The following is a 16834-nucleotide window of genomic DNA, read 5'->3' as shown; positions in this document are numbered from 1 at the left end:
TTCCCGGCTTCGCGAGGCTGAGATAACTGATATCTGGTCCGGCAGCATCGGTCGACGTAATTATCCTTCGCGAATTATATTTAAACTCAAGCTAATCGGTTTCGAACAGGAAAGCGCCGATCTTGAGGACAATCTCTTTCTCTGAATGGTAATGCACTGTAAAAAGACTGTAGATACCAGAAAATAAAGGCCGCAGATGCGGCCTTTATTCTATTTGCTTACCGGAAACGTCACGGCGTAGGGGCGCAGTGTATCGTCAACGGCTGACACCAGCGCGGTCGCGACTTCGCTTAGCGTTGCCGTAGGACCGAGACGCGGATCGCTCACGGTATAGCAGTGTAGGGAGCAGATTTCTTCAGTAAAGCGGAAACCCATCCCCAGCGCGTTGTTCGGGTAAATGAAGGGTACGCCGTAGCCAGGATCGGGAGACAGCAGGTTACCGTTACAGTAAGGCAGCGCGAACTGACCGAAAACGTTTTCTGGCAGAGGACGGGTGTTTTCAGTGCGCAGCGTCATCAGAACGTGGCTGAATCCTGGATGCGATCCTTCGGCCTGCAGAATCTGTACGCGGGCGTAAACGCCTTCTGCACCGGCCTCGCTGAGCGCGTTGGCGGGTTGCAGACCCTGTGCGCTTCGCAGCTGGTTGATCTGCTGGTAGTAATCCTGACGCTGATACCACTGGCCCCAGAAGCGCGCAAATCCTGCCCAGAATGCTTCTATCGTGTGCTCGTCGCGGCCCGCAACTTCGCTGAACAGGGCAAGGTGCATTGATGTGCCGCCCGTAATCTGTATGCCTTTAGGCAGGCACTGGCTGGCGCGCATGCGGATGAACTGCGCATTTCGCAGCAGGATGCGGGTCAGATCGTCCTCGTTACTGATACTCAGCAGCTCCCGGTACACGGCTTCAAACTGCGGGGCCAGCGGTACGGCTGACCATACCGGAGTCAAAGTTCCGCCTAAATACTGCACGACGTCCAGGTCGAGTGAATTTACGAGAGGGCTCTTCAGGCAGAAGACGTGAAGCAGGCTGCTCATTGGCCCGTTGACCATCTCGCGCAGCAGCACTGACTGGTTCACCTTGCGCGCCTGTGAAACGTCTTTCAGCGCCTTGCTGACCGGGGCCAGGATCCCCTTGACGGAGACAGAGACCGTTTCTGGTGCGTCGTTCGAATCATTGTGCGTGGTTAAAGACATCGGGAGTACCTCGGTGGAGTATAGTTATTTTATCCGACATTAGCATTCAAATCGTCGTTGGTAATACAATAAGTCATATGGCTTACCTTTGGCAATAGCGTCAGTAAAATTCCTGATGGTATTTTTTCATTGTCAGTTTTTCCCCGCAGATCCGGAAAAGGATAGAACCGGATCTTTCACGCATGCGGGGCCGTTTTCCGGTCACACCACAATATATAGTGGTTCAGTCAGCTGATATAGGCACAAGACAGGGGATGCGTCAGGAAAAGCAGGGGTGACGGCGGCGCTTTCACAGCGGCAATGTGCGAGATACGCTTCCGGTTAGTTCCTTATCGGGAAGAAGTAGGATCATGCAGATGGGGTGATGCGGTAATTGCGGTGAGTTAATGTTAACAAGCATTCTAATTATTGATTGGCTGGCAACAAACCTATAAGGGAATGAGATGGGACGAGGAATGGCAGTGACGCTCGGAGGAAAGACGTTCTCCTCTAAAAAATCCGCGCGTGACCATTTCATGGACCAGCGTGAAAAAGTACAAGCCGGTGGCCCGGTAATTGAAGGGGAACTGTTCGTGCAGCTGAGTGATGTAGTGGTCAACTAAAACAGGCTGAGTGATGATGTCTGACAAGGATCAATCGAGTAATTTTGTGTATCAGATGAGCCAGCAAACTTTGAAGATGCCAGTATAAGGAGTGCTGTCATGGATAGGTGAGTAGGCTGGCAGCCAATTACCAATGGAAATGGGTCAATGTATAATGTGAGTCATAAGAAGTGGGCATAGCGGGAAATATATGCAGTCTGAAAGCTCTTAGCGTACGTTCCGTTGGCCCTCATACCCCTGATAGTGACGATACCTGCATCACGATGAAGACAAGCACATCCCTCAATCATGATGTGATGAAATTCCTGATTTCAGGGTTTTCTGCAATAACTCAACGATTTTCATCTACTTCATTCCTTTGTTTTACATGATCAGAAAAAGTATCGACTTGGGTTCTCACCCAACACACTTTTGAAGACCGTCGAGAAAGCGCCAGGGCTGCTATATCCAAGCTCCAGGGCAACGCGCGTGATGGACTCCCCGTTCCCTAAACGAACCACAGCAGCCAGAAGACAAGCCTGCTGTCGCCACTCGATGAAACTTATTCCCGTATGCAGGCGGAACTGCCGCGTGAATGTACGCCGACTCATACCAGAGCATTCTGCCATATCGTCAATCCCCATTTCCAAAGAAGGTGCATTCAAAAACACATTGCACGCACGGGCAAGACGCGGTTCATCAGGCATAGGAGCGTTAAGCGATAACGGGGGTAGTCTGGCGATCTCATGGAGCAGCAGCCCCAACAGGTAACCATCACGCCCGCTGGCAGGAAAGAGAGCCGGTACGTCAACAGCGTTTTCAAGAAGTTGCCTGACCAGTGGAGATACACCAAAAACCTGGCAATGAAGGGGAAAGCCCAGGCGTTGCGCAGCGTCCGGACGAATATAGGTATTCAACATAGTCACAGACCCGCGCATGTGCATGGCATGGGGCATACCCGCAGGCACCCAGATTGCTCTGAGTGGTGGGACGGCCCAGTTACCCCGTTCAGTTTCGACGGTGATGACACCGCAGGCAGCATAAGCGAACTGTCCCCTCAGATGGCTATGCCTGGGGAACAGTTCGCCATCAGCGTAGTCCTTCTTCGTCACCACCAGATCGAGAGGCGTGTCTTCGTATACATCACAGGGATCGGTTTGCATGGCCCAATTTTAATCATAATTGACCTAAAAAAGAAAGCAGGCCACACCGGTCGATGGCATCTTTGTCGGATATTAAAGGAAGTCTTTCATAATTCGAGAATAAGGGTCGCCAGTCATGCACAGAAAACACATTATCCTTGCCATATTGGTCACGGCAATATGGGGGATCAACTTCCCAATAACCAAACTTGGGCTGGCCAGAATTGATCCGTTGCTTTTGACCGCTATACGATTTGCATTTACCGCCTTTCCGCTGGTGTTTTTTATTAAACGCCCCCAGGTCGCACTGCGCTGGCTGGTTGCATATGGATTGATCTTCGGCGCAGCAATGTGGGCATTGATCAATCTGGGTATTTCAATGGGGGTGCCGCCCGGTAGTGCAGCTCTGCTAATACAATTTAGCGCGTTTTTTACACTTGGCTGGGGTGTGTTGTTGTTTCGTGAAAGTCTGACATGGCCACAACTGATCGGCCTTTTTTTGGCTGCAATCGGGTTGGTCTGCATACTGATGGAAAGCCCGGGAAAATCCACGACAATCGGTTTTATTCTGGTGATGATCAGTGCGGTAGCCTGGAGTGTCGGCAATATCATCATCAAGCTATCCAAAGTCAAAGAGATATTCGCTTTCGTTGTATGGGCAAGCATTTTTTCCCCCATCCCTCTCCTGGTGATGACATGGTGGTGGAACGGGACCGCCCCGTTCTACGCTCTCTTGCCTGCTATGCGTAGCGTGGAAGTCTTTTCTCTGACATTCCAGGTGTATGCAGCCACCCATTTCTGCTATTGGGGATGGAATCTGCTGCTGCGTGAATATCCGGCATCCCGAGTGGCGCCGTTGTCACTGCTGATCCCTGTATTTGGAACAATTAGCTCTGTTTTCATCATCCATCAAAAACCGGGTGCCTGGGGCTGGGCTTCCATAGCAATAATTTTGCTTGCGCTCATTGTTGGGATGAGGCGAGGCAAAGCAGTGGTTGTGAAAAAAGGCATGGCGCATAGGACAAAGAAACACGCCTCCCTTTAAGTTTTAAATTATTAGATCAGATGGCAGTTTACACCCGCTGGTACGGGTAACTCGGCCTCCTGATATGAAGATACACTCACAGTAACTATATTTATAGCGCGCTATATACTTGCGAGCTATATAAATGTAACCTGATTAATTACTCCCTGTGCGCAACTAAACGGTGCGCACATGAGTTGCCACCCTTTGAAGCCGGTACGCTGCTATGAACCTTTTTAAATTCTTTAACAGGCTGTTCTCGCGGCCGTCATGGGAACGAAGCACACTTTCATCGCTTGCCAACGCCATCGCCATGATTGAGTTCACCCCTGAAGGTAAGGTGATAACAGCAAATACCCTGTTTCTCGAAAAGATGGGTTACTCACTGAACGATGTGGCTGGCATGCATCATCGTATTTTTTGTGCCCAATCAACATTGCTTTCTCCTGACTATGACCGGTTCTGGAAACGCCTTGCTGCAGGTGAGAGCTTCAGCGATAAGTTCCTCAGACTGACGAAGAGCGGTCAGCCGGTCTGGCTTGAAGCTCATTATGTTCCTGTCCTCAACGACCGGGGGAAAACGATAAAAATAGTCAAGCTCGCATCTGATATTACCCAACGGATTGCCGATGCCCAGGAGCAACGTGCAATGACAAACGCCATACAACGTTCTATGGCGGTCATTGCTTTTGACCTGGAGGGCAACGTTAAAAGAGTCAACGGCAATTTCCTTAAAACCATGGGCTACAGCGCTGGCGAGGTTATTGGTAAGCATCACAGTATCTTCTGCTTACCAGAGGTTAAGCACAGCCGTGAGTATGAGGCGTTCTGGAAGCAGCTGCGCGCAGGAAATTTTGTTTCAGGACAGTTCCAGCGTACGGACAAGCAAGGACGTAACGTATGGCTGCGGGCGACCTATAATCCAGTATTTGATGAAGAAAAAAATCTGAATGAAATTGTCAAATTTGCGACCGACGTCACCCCTCAGGTCCTTAAACAGCTACAGGAGAGAGAGGCCGCAAATCATGCCTATAACGCCGCACAGGAAAGCAGTAAAAACACACTGGCAGGCGTCGATATTATAGAAAAAACATCGGGCAAGGTGAATATCATAGTGGCAGGACTCAACAGCGTATCTGAGAACATTTCCTGTCTTAATAGCGAATCATCCCGCATCGGGAATTTGATTAAGACGATCAGCTGGATATCTGAACAGACGAATCTTCTGGCACTGAATGCTGCTGTAGAGGCCGCCAGAGCCGGAGAGCATGGGCGCAGTTTTGCTGTGGTGGCGAATGAAGTCCGCTTGCTGGCCGCTAACATTAATAAAGCCAGCCTGGAGATAGCCAGCGTGCTTGAGACAAATCAGGCAATAGCCGTGCAGGCACAGAATAATATTATCAAAAACCTTGTCAGTGCCAACGAGGGACTTTCGCTGGTGCAGGAGGCTGGGGGGATTATCGTTCAGATTCAGGAGAATTCTGCCAGGGTAGTCAGCGCAATTGATGACGTTTCACAGCACCTTTCAGGCAAGTAGGGGCGCTGTGGAATAAATCTAACGCTGATCTTTAGCTTTTCAACCGCCCTACCCGCTGCGGCCAGGGATCGATAAATTCTCCCCCGGACTGCCACCAGTCAATTTCCTCTTCCGTCAGAAAACAACGTCGCAGCGCCTGGCAAAAATCATCCAGCTGATGGCGCTGCCCGATCACCGTCAGGCTGCAACGACGGTCGCCAAAACGCCCGGGCATCGCTTCCAGCTGCTGTTGTAAAATATGGCGCTCCTCGTCATTCAGACGATTGTCTTTATGTGCCAGCACGCCGGCTTTCCAGTAGCTGATAAACTCCAGGCTGATACTGCCAGAGGCCTGATTCCACAGCAGCGCGAGATCGTCACGGCCGGGCAGCCAGAAAAAGCCTTTACTACGATGAATGCCCTCACCCAGATGCTGCTGCCAGGTATCCCACAGGCGCTGCGGGTGGAAAGGACGTTCGTCGTGGATCACCCGCGATTCAATATCGTACGGCTGGTGGTCTGCCGGATGCTCAATCGCCACTTCCAGCTCCTCAATCAGTGTGGCGACCCGCTGAAAATCGTAGTCGGGCATCGCCAGCACATCGTCCAGCTCAATGTTGCCCCAGGGAAGGGCCACAATGGCCACACCGGGATTGATTGTATGGAGCGTGCGGGCAATATTCATCACGCTGTCGGTGGGCAGACGGTCGACTTTGGTCAGCAATAACTGGCTGCAAAACAGCAGCTGTTCGGCCAACAGATCCTCAACCCCCCGGCGCTGCTGACGGACATTCTCCTGCCAGCGGGGAAGCAATGTGCTGCCCGCCGCATAATCATTTTCCAGCATCACGGCATCCATCAGGGAGAACAGCCCCTGCAACCTGACATGAGGATGGTGGCGCAACAGCTTAATCAGCGGCAGCGGGTGGCTGCTGCCTGAGGTCTCCAGAAAGAGATGGTCCGGCCGGTTCTGTGCAATCAGCTCATCCAGCGCGGTGGCCAGTTTTGCTATGCCGCCGGGGCTGCTGATGCTGTCGGCCGACACGGTGATGAAATTGTGTTTTTCACGTCCGACAATTTCCGTATTGGCAATCAGCACACCGTCGATATCCAGCTCGCTCATATCATTGACGATCACACTGACCAACAGATGCTGCCGGTGCGCCTGCAACAGCAGGCTTTTCAGCAGGGTGGTTTTTCCTGCGCCGAGGAATCCATTGAGGATGGTTAAGGGTATGCGCTGCATCGGCCGTGTGATCCTGAATATGACGAGTGAGATAATTTGTATGTTATATCATAACAATTTAAATAGCAGCATCATAAGCAGAGTATCCCGATGGCGTGGCAATAAAAAAGGCGCCGGGATCGGCGCCTTCAGCGAGGGTTCAGTCATTACCCAAGATATTCAATAATCGACAGCCCGCCGTTATAATCGGTACTGTAGATAACCCCCTGAGCATCAACAAAAACGTCGCAGGACTGAATCACCTGCGGACGGCCGGGACGGGTATCCATCATCCGATCCGGTGCAGCAGGCACCAGCGCACCGGTTTCCACCGGGCGGTAAGGGTTGCTGATATCGAAGGCCCGGACACCAGCATTCTGCCAGGTGGCAAAAATCAGAGTCGAACTGATAAAGCTGCCGGGACGGTTCTCATGCAGATTATGCGGGCCAAAATGCGCCCCTTTTGCCACATAGTCCCGTTCGTCAGGCTGCGGGAAGGTAGAGATGCTGACCGGATTGGCTTTATCGCGAATATCAAACAGCCAGATGTGCTTTTCACCATCCTCCTGATTGTCCAGTACCGCCTCATCCAGCACCACCAGCAGATCCCGGTCCGGCAGCGGCAGCGCGGTATGCGTCCCGCCCCCAAACGGCGGGCTCCAGTTACGGTGACTGATCAGCTTAGGTTCTGACCGGTCACTGATATCCAGCAGCGTCAGCCCGCCGTCACGCCAGCTGCCGTAGGCCACATCCCCGCTGATGATGGCATGGTGCAGGGCGTAGCGCCTGCCCTCTTCCCAGTCCGGCGTTTCTCCGGCAGCCGTGTTCATGCCCGGCAACCACCAGCGCCCGGCCACTTCCGGTTTACGCGGATCGGCCAGATCAATAGTCAGGAAAATATAGTCACTGAAGCCGTCAATCAGCGCCGAGACATAGGCCCAGCGGCCACCCACGTACCAGATACGGTGAATACCGATGCCGTTAAGGGAGAGGAAACTGATCTCACGGGGTTTGTCAGGGGTGGAGATATCGAAAATGCGCAGCCCGGCACTCCAGCCTTTGTCCTTCACATCGCTGACCGTTTCACCAACCGAACGGGTGTAGTACACCTTTTCATCGGCAAAACGGACGTCAGCAAACAGATCGCGGGCGTTAATCACCAATAACAGGTCGTCATGAGCCTGAAGATGCACATTCCATGTGCCTGGTGGCGCGGGAATATACGCTACCGTACGGGGATTTTTGGCATCACGGACATCAACCACCGAGAAACCCTGTGACACCATATGGCCGATATAGGCATAGCCACGATGGACCATCAGTTGGACACCATCAGGACGTCCACCCTGATCGCTGTGGCCGATCAGTCGCATATTGCGGCTGTATTCCGGCACGGGAAGCGCGTTACTCATCTGCCACTCCTTATTTTTTGTACTTCGCTTCCAGCGTGGCGAACCACGGCGCGATAAAATCTTCCGTCTGGCCCCAGCCCGGGATCACCTTGCTCAGACCCGCCACATTTACCGGACCTGGCTGGCTGACCAGCAGCGCCTGTGGGATCACAGTGGCTTTGAAGTCATAGGTCGCAGGTGTCACTTCACCCGCCAGTTTGAGTGCGATCAGACGCACGTTTGTGGCGCCGATCAACTTGGGATCCACCGCCGCAGTGACTTTCCACGGGCTGCCGGCTTCACGCATCAGTTGCAAATCCTGATTAGAGACATCGATACTGTAAACTTTGATCTCGGTACGTCCGTTCTCTTTTAACGCTTTGACTGCACCCTGTGTGAAAGCATCCCAGGTTCCCCAGATCGCATCCACTTTCCCTTTGGGATATTTGGCCAGTAAGGCGCCCACTTTGTTAGCGGTATCGCCCTGTACATCGGACGAGACGGCACCCACTGACTCGAGCTCATGAATACCCGGGTTCGCCTGCAGCAACGCTTTATAGGCTGCCTGGCGACGTTCCATCGGCGGGAAGCCCGCCACCCACAGCTTGATAATGTTGGCTTTGCCGTTATGGTCCTTGATCAGCTGGCCAAAGGAGAGCGTGGTCAGCGAGGCATCGTCCTGCTGGGTTACGGTGGCACCCGGGATCTCGCCATCAACCGCCGTATCAAATACCGACACGGCAATACCGCTGTCGGCAATGCGTTTAATCAGGGCACTGGAATAAGGTGCGCGCCCCTGAGACAAAATAATACCGTCATATTTTTGGCTGATGGCCTGATTCACGAAGTCCTGAAAACGGGCATCGTCACCGTTACTTAAAAAGGTACTGACTTTAAACCCCAGCGCTTTCGCCTGCTGGGTTGCGCCCTGGACGAACTGAGTCGTGTTATCGTCCGACCCCAGATTGCGGATCACCGCAATACGTACCGGGCCATTATGGCTGGCAATTTTTTCAGGTACCGGAACCAGCGTGGCGGCGTGAACCGGTAAAACGCTGGCAACCCAGAGTGCCAGTAAAGGAATAAGTGGTTTCATGTAAAAATCCCTGTAGCGGAATAAGAAAAGTGACGTATCGTTTTTAGTGGCCGCAGTCGCTGACGGCCCGGCCTGTCACTTTTTCACAGCAGCCAACCCACTGACAAAGAAGTAAAAAGAATATAAAGCTATAAAAAAAGTATTAGCCTCACACCGGCCACAGCCCCAGGATAGTAAGAAACAAAGGACTTTTTATGAACAATACCGATATTCAGGTCGTGGTCGGCCCGGCCAATTACTATTCTCATCCTGGTGCGCTGCTGCGTCTGGACGATTTTTATCATCAGGAACAGCTTTCCCGCGCCGTCTGGATCTATGGTGAACGTGCCATTGCCGCGACACACCCCTTTTTACCCGAAAGTTTCTCTCTGCCGGGTGCACGTCACCTGCCGTTTGGCGGGCACTGTACCGATCCGGATCTCATCGCGCTGGCACAGGCTGCCGGTGAAGATCGCCAGGTGGTGATCGGTGTCGGTGGAGGTGCCCTGCTGGACACCGCCAAAGCGCTGGCCCGGCGGCTGGATGTGCCCTGTGTGGCCATTCCCACCATTGCCGCGACATGCGCGGCCTGGACGCCACTCTCTGTCTGGTACAACAGCGCCGGTCAGGCATCGCATTATGAAGTGTTCAACGATGCCAACCATCTGGTGCTGGTGGAACCTGAAATAGTGCTACGTGCTCCGGTGGAATATCTGCTGGCGGGGATCGGCGACACACTGGCGAAGTGGTATGAAGCGGTGGTACTGGCCCCGGAACCAGACGTTTTGCCGTTAACGGTGCGACTGGGGATCGATACGGCCGCTACGTTGCGTGATGTCCTGATAAACCAGAGTGCCGCAGCGCTGGAGGATCAGCGCAATGGCGTATTAAGCCAGAATTTTCGTGATGTCATCGATGCCATCATCGCTGGCGGTGGCATGGTCGGTGGACTGGGAGAGCGCTATACGCGCATTGCTGCGGCGCACGCAGTCCACAATGGTCTGACGATCCTGCCTCAGACTGTACGTTATCTGCACGGCACAAAAGTGGCCTACGGCATCCTGGTGCAGTGTGTACTGTTATCGCAGATCGATACCGCCCGACAGCTGATTGCCGCCTACCAGCAGTTTAATCTGCCCACCACACTGGCAGCGCTGGGTGTTGACATCAATAACCACACGGAGATTGACCAGGTGATTGCACACACACTGCGCCCGGCAGAGTCGATTCATGCCCTGCCCGTTCCGGTAACGGCTGAAAGCCTGCGCGCCGCATTTATCACGGTAGAAGCTCTCGGCCAGTAAACAAGTGTGAGCCACACGGCTGAAAAGCCTTATTATTCAATAAGGTTTTTTTCTTTCCACATCAGGAAGGTTCCCGTCAACGGCGAAAATACGCTTAATGTGGAGAAATTTTCTGTCACGTCCGGCAATGATGCCTGCCGTAATAGGGCCGGTTCACCAGATAACTGTTGGAGAGGGCAAATTCAACCCGGTAAAATTCATCCTTAGAATAGGATGAGGCACAACCTATGCATCCCTGAGGATCTTCAATAGCCTCAAACCGAACAATTTTTTCCTGCGGAATACCGACTCGCTGCAGACCAGAAGAGGAACGTTGAATGGAGTAAATATGAGGCAGTGAGGTTTCTTACGTGAGGAAATGCATCTACCGAATCTGTTTTCAAACGAAGCCCCACCGCTGGCTACGAAATTTTATCCACAGAAATGGGGGATAATACGGTGAGTAACTTCGTTTAACCCCTGCAAAACTTCCATCCTTAAAAAGGAAACAAACTGATTTTACTGAGGTTTTTTGGCACGTTCAGTCACTTCGCTCATCACTCGCTTATGGCTGATTTTATCACCGATAATCTTGTACCACCCCGCCAGTTTCCTGACGTCCGTCAGTGGAACTTTCTCGCTCTGATCGTACGTTGTCAGACGATTGCGGTATTGTTCCATGATAGTGATGCAACGCCGTGCCCAGTCACCTTCAAGCTCCGATCCCACCACTGCACGCGGGCGACGGGGAAATTTCGGCCGCAGCGGCTTACTGGCTTCCGGGGTGGATTCATCCACATAGGAAAATTTAATCGATACGACTGTACGACCTTTTTTGATCGGCTCCCAGATCACGGAAATATCCGTATTGGCATTGATTCGCGCCAGCGTCGGCTCAAGCAATTTCTGGCGGAAGTCGCGATAGTCCTCGTATTTCCCCTGTAATCCGGCCTTTTCCCGCATCCAGTCCAGTGCCAGCGTCACCTCAATCGCCTTACTGCTTTTTCGTCCATAGAGGTTTTTCGCTTTGATCAGCCAGCCGTAAAGCCGCACGGAAAATGACGTGTCGAGCTTGGCAATATTGGCAAAATTCAGCTTGGTAAAGGACTCTTTCAACTCATAGAGATAGGGAGCGACATCCTGCCCAAAGCGGAGAACGACAGCACTCTGCTCATCGCTGCTCACGTATTCAAGACGAGAAAACCACGATAGCTGAACGGTACGCATCTTGCCCGTTTTACGATCGGGCAGGTAGATGGTGACCGGTTTTTTCATCAGGCTCTCGGCCGCTTCCCGCAACTGGCGATGGCTGCTGGTTGGGTTAAGGCCGTAGATACGTTGATAATCATGAGGAAAAAGGCGGTACAGCGCATCGGGCTGGGGCTTCCTGCTGTCGATCTGTGCCAGTGCAAGGTTCAGCAAACGCATTTCATCAAGCGTGACGCTGTAAGCCCCTTCAAGGAGATCATTACCTTGCACAACGGTCAGTTTGTTCAGCTCCATGTAGCAGGATCCCTTTGTGGAATGTTCAGCAAAGTATTCCACACAAAAATTATTGAGGTAAAGTGAAAAATAACAGTTATTACCTATTTTAAATCAGTAAGTTAAACGGCGCACCGTCATATTCAAACATAAAATACTTCCACATATGCACTCGCATGGATCATTTACCCCCCCCAAAGGATCGTTCTTCATTCAGTTTCCAACAGAAAAAGACTCCACATTAGCCCCCCAACAGGAACAGAAAATCTTTCCACACAGGTAACTTCTCTTGTAGACAGACTCCGGATTCAGACGTTTTTTGCAGCATAGATGTTCCAAAGTATTTTTTATTATTAATTTTCATATGGTTATAGATAAAGCCATCATAAAATCTTTCCACATAAGACATTATCGCCCTTCCCTGCCGTTGATGTTAGTGATCTACTCAGCCGTGTAAACGGCCTTTTGCAGAAAATCACTCCACGTATCACAGGAAATCTTTCCACGTTTCATTCACCGATGTGCCGCTTGCGGCGAGCTGCATAAAATCTTTCCACATATATGAATAAAGTGACATGGTCACCTATCCGCTGAGCAACAGAAAATCATTCCACTTTTAGTTTTCAGAGGGCTGAACACCCGCAAACATAAAATTCTTCCACATAAGGGATGCTCAATCTGATGATCAGAAAATCCTTCCACGTATCCGGTAACGATGACGGTTAACTTATTGGCTGCACTGAATAATTATCTCATGCTGTCGCATTGTTGTCTGGCATCAGCATCTGCGTTAATGTGACACAGTCACTTTTTATGGCACGGGAACAGAAAATTTATCCACATATTAGCGGAAAGAAGGAGGATGAAAGCATGAGAGCCGAGGGATCGTCAGACAGGATCGGGGAAAGAGTTATCAACAGGAAATTTTTCCACATAATAATATTCTGATAAATCAGAAAGTTATCAACAGGAAAAAACTCTACATATAACAGGAAATCACTCCACATAGAGCATAAAATCACTCCACCTGGCGCAGGAAATCACTCCACATATTGCTCTGTAATCTGTTGATTATCAAAATGAAATTGGGCCCTAAAAGAGAAAGATCTAAACTATAAAAAGAAAAACAAACACTATGGGATCTTTTTTTGAAGCAGGATCCTTTCAGGCGATCCGTTTTACTATCGGTAATCGTAGCCAGAAAGGATCGTTTGCATGATCAGGGGATGAGGATGTCTGCTATCTGGCTTCGTTCTCAGGCAGCCAGCCCTCAATAAGCTCAGTCAGGACATCTTTCATTTCACGCCCCTGCAGGAAACAGGCTGTTTTGAAGCGACGGTGCAACTCTTCATCGATGTTCGTCTGCAGTTTTTTCACTGTTCCGCCGACAGGTTTGCTGACAGCATCCAGTGCAGGCGCCAGCTGACGGTGCTGTCCGAGTTTCATTTTCATGCCAGTAACTCCAGGATCTCATTCGTCATCACTTCAATCTCCCCTTTCGCATTGCCGTCGGTGGTATCAAATACGGTCCCGCCATCCAGCATCGTGCGGATATAAACCTGGCGCTGCGTTGTGGCTGTTCTGAGAGCTGGAACCCCTGTATCCTCGATCGACTCTTTCAGCACTTCCAGCATGCGTGTAGAGGCCACTTTTTTGGTGATCAGGAAGCGTGCTATCACCGGTTGCAGATTCTCCCTTGCCTCGACCACGGCCAGGATAGCGCCACAGGCGGCAAAATCGAGGGGGGAAGGTGTTACCGGGATCAGTACCAGGTCACTGACCATAACAGCTGCGGAGGAAATTGCAGTGATGGCGGCTGCACCATCGATAACGACGTAGTCGTAATCCTTCAGCTGCTTACGGACGGTATAGACTTCTTTTTCTGAGGCGGCTTCTGCAAGATCAAATTTGCATTTTGTTTCGTCGTACCAGTTGCTGATGCTGCCCTGAGGATCGGTATCGACCATGACAACACGGTGCCCTTTGCGCGCAAGACACGTGGCAATATTGATGGACGTTGTGGTCTTCCCTACCCCGCCCTTCCCGTTCAGGAAAGAGATGATTTTTGTCGCCATGACGCACTCCTGCAGGTTTCAGGCTGGAATCTCAGGATTATGTAATCCCAGGATTCTATGATATTAAAATCTTAGGATTCTGAGATGCCAGAATATCGTAATAACCAGTTGTAAACAATATCCTGACATTCGATAATCATGTAATCATGTAATCATGTAATCATGTAATCATGTAATCATGTAATCATGTAATCATAGGGTTATATGCTGGCATTATCCATCGGGCTTGTAGGCTATGACGTCAGCCTGAACGGCTAATCATCTGTAATGATGACTGCGTGCATCATTATCTCAGCGATAAATTTTTCCCCTGAGTGCTTTTTCTTTATTATCGCTCTTAATGTGAAGCCTTATGGGAATCGCGCTTCTCGGTTTCACCGTGAGGAGTTTGACAGTACTGCGAACGAACCACTTAACGGAATTAAAGGCTGTAACACGCAGTGTGTGAATCATAGGATTTCAGGATTATGGAATCCCAGGATGATGTGATTAGCTCACCTTGAGATGGATAGTTTTATGTTTCCCCTGCCCTGATATCCGTTCAAAATAATCCTGTAATCCTGTAATCCTGTAATCCTGTAATCCTGTAATCCTGTAATCCTGTAATCATTTCGTTGACATCATTACTCTGCCTTGGTTGAGGATGCTGAGATGCTGAGATGCTGAGATGCTGAGATGCTGAGATGCTGAGATGCTGAGATGCTGAGATGCTGAGATGCTGGTAATACCCAGCGTGCCCGGAAAAAATCTGCCTGAATCCCTGAATCCCTGAATCCCTGAATCCCTGAATCCCTGAATCCCTGAATCCCTGAATCCCTGAATCCCTGAATCCCTGAATCCTGTCGTTATCAGACGTCACAATACGTGCATTGCAGGTTATGTTGATTTCAATGATAAAGGGGGAGGCAAAAAAGAGTCAGGGCAGGGGGAGGGGAAGATGAAGAAACCAGCCAGCACTGCTCCCTGTCAGATAACAGGAAGCAATGTCTGGCCGGGTTCAGTCAGCGGATTATTCGCACAGCTCGTTCCAGTAACTGAAGCGGATATGCCGTTTCAGTGTGAAAAAAAAAGCCGGTTGCATACTGTCCTCCTCGGTTAACGGCGGGCACTGTCACGACGTGGACGAACCGCCACATCGGTAATCTGCGTATCCTCAGTAGCATTCACCACCAGTCGCACTGCGGCAGCCACTGATTCTGGCGTGCTGTAGGCGAGTGGGTCGATGGCAGCGAAGTCGCCGGCACGTTCGCGGCTGGTGCGATTCATCGGGGTATCCGTTGGGCCCGGAGAAACCGTTGAGACCCGAACGCCGTATTGACTCTCTTCCGTGCGCAGCGCATGAGCCAGCGCATTGAGAGCAAATTTACTGGCGGAATAGACGGCATGTCCGGCAAGTGCCAGCGTGCCTGAACCGGAATTAATGAAGATAACCTGGCCCTGCTGCTGACGCAGGGCAGGTAATGCCAGGCGTGTCAGCTCGGCTGGCGCAAAAAGGTTGATGGCGAACTGTTTCTGCCACAATGCAGGGGTTGCCTGTTCAACGGTGAGCCGTTCGGAAATCGCGGCTGAGTGTATCAGGATATCCAACGCGGGCAGGCGAGAAACAAATTTTTGGACTGCCTCGTTATCCAGCAAATCCAGACTGACCGCTTCCACGTGTTCATACTGTTCCAGTGCGGCCAGTGCAGAGGCTGAACGGCCAACCGCATACACCAGATGACTCACCGCCAGTTCTCTGACTATCGCCAGCCCTATACCACTGGTGCCGCCAGTCACGACAGCAACAGGACGCTGAAGGGGTTGATTCACAGGTTTCTCCTCTTGATGGAATCCTCCGACGTTACCACCCATGCAAAATACAGACGAACGACATATTCTGCTTAGCATTACCAGCGGGCGGCATTACTCCTGGTAGCCATTAATGAGGAAAGGCGGCCAGCAGGGCATCAATGGCGTAGCGCAGTCGCTGTGGCATCGCCGGCGTTTTCAGCCATACCGCATAGATCGGCAGGCTGCTGCCCCGGCTCTGCGGCAGGATCTCAACCAGCCGCCCGTCGCGTATATCGTCATTCACCAGCCAGTGCGGCAATTGGGCAATACCCTGTCCTGCTTTACAGGCAGCATACACGGCACTCATGGTACTGAGACGCAGCCGTTCAGCGGGCGGCCAGTGCAGTAGTTCATCTTGCTGATTCTTCAGTAACCACGGCTGAGAACGCTCCTGTTCGAGTAGCGTCAGGTGCGGGTAAGCGCTGAGGTCATCCAGATTGTTTATCTGCGGAACCTGACCTACCAGAGCCGGAGAGGCGCACAGTAGCAACGGCTGTGACCCCAGATGACGCGCCGTCAAATCGGCATGCCGGCCCGGATCGCCAATACGGATCGCCAGGTCGACGCCTTCAGCCGCGAGGTCAATACGTTGGGTGGAGAACTGCATATCCAGTGCCAGTGAATTCCAGCGCTGTGTCAGCGGCAACAACACAGGTAGCACCCATTTCTCACCAAACAGGGGAGGGGCACTCACCCGCAACCGCCCGGTCGGTTCACGGGCATGCAGTGCCAGGCGATTCTCTGCCGCATCGAGGCTGGACAAAATCTGCAGACAGTCTTCATAGAAACGCTGACCTTCGCTGGTGAGGGAAAGTGAACGCGTAGTGCGCTGAAACAGTTTGACCTGTAAACGGGATTCCAGCCGGGCGACAGCCTTACCGACGGTAGAACGGGACTGGCCAAGCTGTTCAGCCGCCAGGCTGAAGCCACCCGCCTGGGCGGCCTGAACGAAGGCACGGATACTGTTAAGTCTGTCGCTGTTAATCATACGCACACCTGACTGGCGATATTAATTC

Annotated in this window: 14 protein-coding genes; 4 read left to right on the top strand and 10 right to left on the bottom strand. The window is 51.6% G+C overall.

Annotated features, from left to right (window positions below; all coding sequences use genetic code 11):
- Positions 1-210: 210 nt before the first annotated feature.
- Entirely contained in the window at positions 211-1194 is a 984-nt protein-coding gene (locus tag HHI26_RS25560) for a hypothetical protein (RefSeq protein ID WP_241008337.1), read from the bottom strand.
- 455 nt (positions 1195-1649) lie between these two features.
- Between HHI26_RS25560 and HHI26_RS23030 the strand changes: the two genes are divergently transcribed.
- A complete protein-coding gene (locus HHI26_RS23030) occupies positions 1650-1796 on the top strand; it encodes a hypothetical protein (RefSeq protein ID WP_166653768.1) in 147 nt (48 codons plus the stop codon).
- Between the two features lie 371 nt (positions 1797-2167).
- On the opposite strand, the gene HHI26_RS23025 is transcribed toward HHI26_RS23030, so the two are convergent.
- Positions 2168-2938 (bottom strand): helix-turn-helix transcriptional regulator, encoded by a 771-nt coding sequence (locus HHI26_RS23025; protein WP_167863535.1) that lies wholly within the window; start codon positions 2936-2938, stop codon positions 2168-2170.
- Positions 2939-3053: 115 nt separating this feature from the next.
- Between HHI26_RS23025 and HHI26_RS23020 the strand changes: the two genes are divergently transcribed.
- The gene (locus tag HHI26_RS23020) at positions 3054-3962 is read left to right on the top strand and encodes an EamA family transporter (protein ID WP_171149772.1); all 909 of its coding nucleotides are present in this window, start codon (positions 3054-3056) and stop codon (positions 3960-3962) included.
- Between the two features lie 205 nt (positions 3963-4167).
- On the top strand, positions 4168-5478 hold the full coding sequence (locus HHI26_RS23015) for a PAS domain-containing methyl-accepting chemotaxis protein (RefSeq protein ID WP_171149771.1): 1311 nt from the start codon (positions 4168-4170) through the stop codon (positions 5476-5478).
- A gap of 31 nt (positions 5479-5509) precedes the next feature.
- Here the strand turns inward: HHI26_RS23015 and HHI26_RS23010 are convergent, their stop codons facing one another.
- The 3 genes from HHI26_RS23010 to HHI26_RS23000 all read right to left on the bottom strand — a co-directional run bounded on the left by HHI26_RS23010 (position 5510) and on the right by HHI26_RS23000 (position 9169).
- Entirely contained in the window at positions 5510-6703 is a 1194-nt protein-coding gene (locus HHI26_RS23010; RefSeq protein ID WP_133846720.1) for a GTP-binding protein, read from the bottom strand.
- A 146-nt stretch (positions 6704-6849) separates the two neighbouring features.
- Positions 6850-8094 carry an LVIVD repeat-containing protein gene (locus HHI26_RS23005; RefSeq protein WP_133846721.1) on the bottom strand — a complete coding sequence of 415 codons (1245 nt, stop codon included), beginning with the start codon at positions 8092-8094 and terminating at the stop codon, positions 6850-6852.
- A 10-nt stretch (positions 8095-8104) separates the two neighbouring features.
- Complete coding sequence (locus HHI26_RS23000) at positions 8105-9169, bottom strand: sugar ABC transporter substrate-binding protein (protein WP_133846722.1); 1065 nt, start codon at positions 9167-9169, stop codon at positions 8105-8107.
- Between the two features lie 194 nt (positions 9170-9363).
- Between HHI26_RS23000 and HHI26_RS22995 the strand changes: the two genes are divergently transcribed.
- Positions 9364-10452, top strand: coding sequence for an oxidoreductase (locus HHI26_RS22995; RefSeq protein ID WP_171149770.1), 1089 nt, complete (start codon positions 9364-9366; stop codon positions 10450-10452).
- Between the two features lie 498 nt (positions 10453-10950).
- Here HHI26_RS22995 and HHI26_RS22990 read toward each other — a convergent pair whose 3' ends face one another.
- From HHI26_RS22990 to HHI26_RS22970, 5 genes are all read right to left on the bottom strand, one after another.
- Positions 10951-11934: a replication initiation protein gene (locus tag HHI26_RS22990; protein ID WP_133846724.1), complete on the bottom strand. Its 984-nt coding sequence runs from the start codon at positions 11932-11934 to the stop codon at positions 10951-10953.
- 1218 nt (positions 11935-13152) lie between these two features.
- Positions 13153-13365: a plasmid partition protein ParG gene (locus HHI26_RS22985; RefSeq protein ID WP_133846725.1), complete on the bottom strand. Its 213-nt coding sequence runs from the start codon at positions 13363-13365 to the stop codon at positions 13153-13155.
- Entirely contained in the window at positions 13362-13988 is a 627-nt protein-coding gene (parA, locus tag HHI26_RS22980) for a ParA family partition ATPase (protein ID WP_133846726.1), read from the bottom strand. The genes HHI26_RS22985 and parA overlap by 4 nt, the downstream gene beginning before the upstream one ends.
- Before the next feature lie 1095 nt (positions 13989-15083).
- The gene (locus tag HHI26_RS22975) at positions 15084-15797 is read right to left on the bottom strand and encodes an SDR family oxidoreductase (RefSeq protein WP_346775708.1); all 714 of its coding nucleotides are present in this window, start codon (positions 15795-15797) and stop codon (positions 15084-15086) included.
- A gap of 109 nt (positions 15798-15906) precedes the next feature.
- Positions 15907-16806, bottom strand: a complete 900-nt coding sequence (locus HHI26_RS22970; protein ID WP_159338424.1) for a LysR family transcriptional regulator — start codon at positions 16804-16806, stop codon at positions 15907-15909.
- Between the last annotated feature and the right edge of the window lie 28 nt (positions 16807-16834).

Origin of the sequence: Erwinia sp. JH02, from assembly GCF_013074405.1 — a bacterium.
GTDB classification, from domain to species: domain Bacteria; phylum Pseudomonadota; class Gammaproteobacteria; order Enterobacterales; family Enterobacteriaceae; genus Erwinia; species Erwinia rhapontici.
This window is presented reverse-complemented; position numbering and strand designations above follow the sequence as displayed.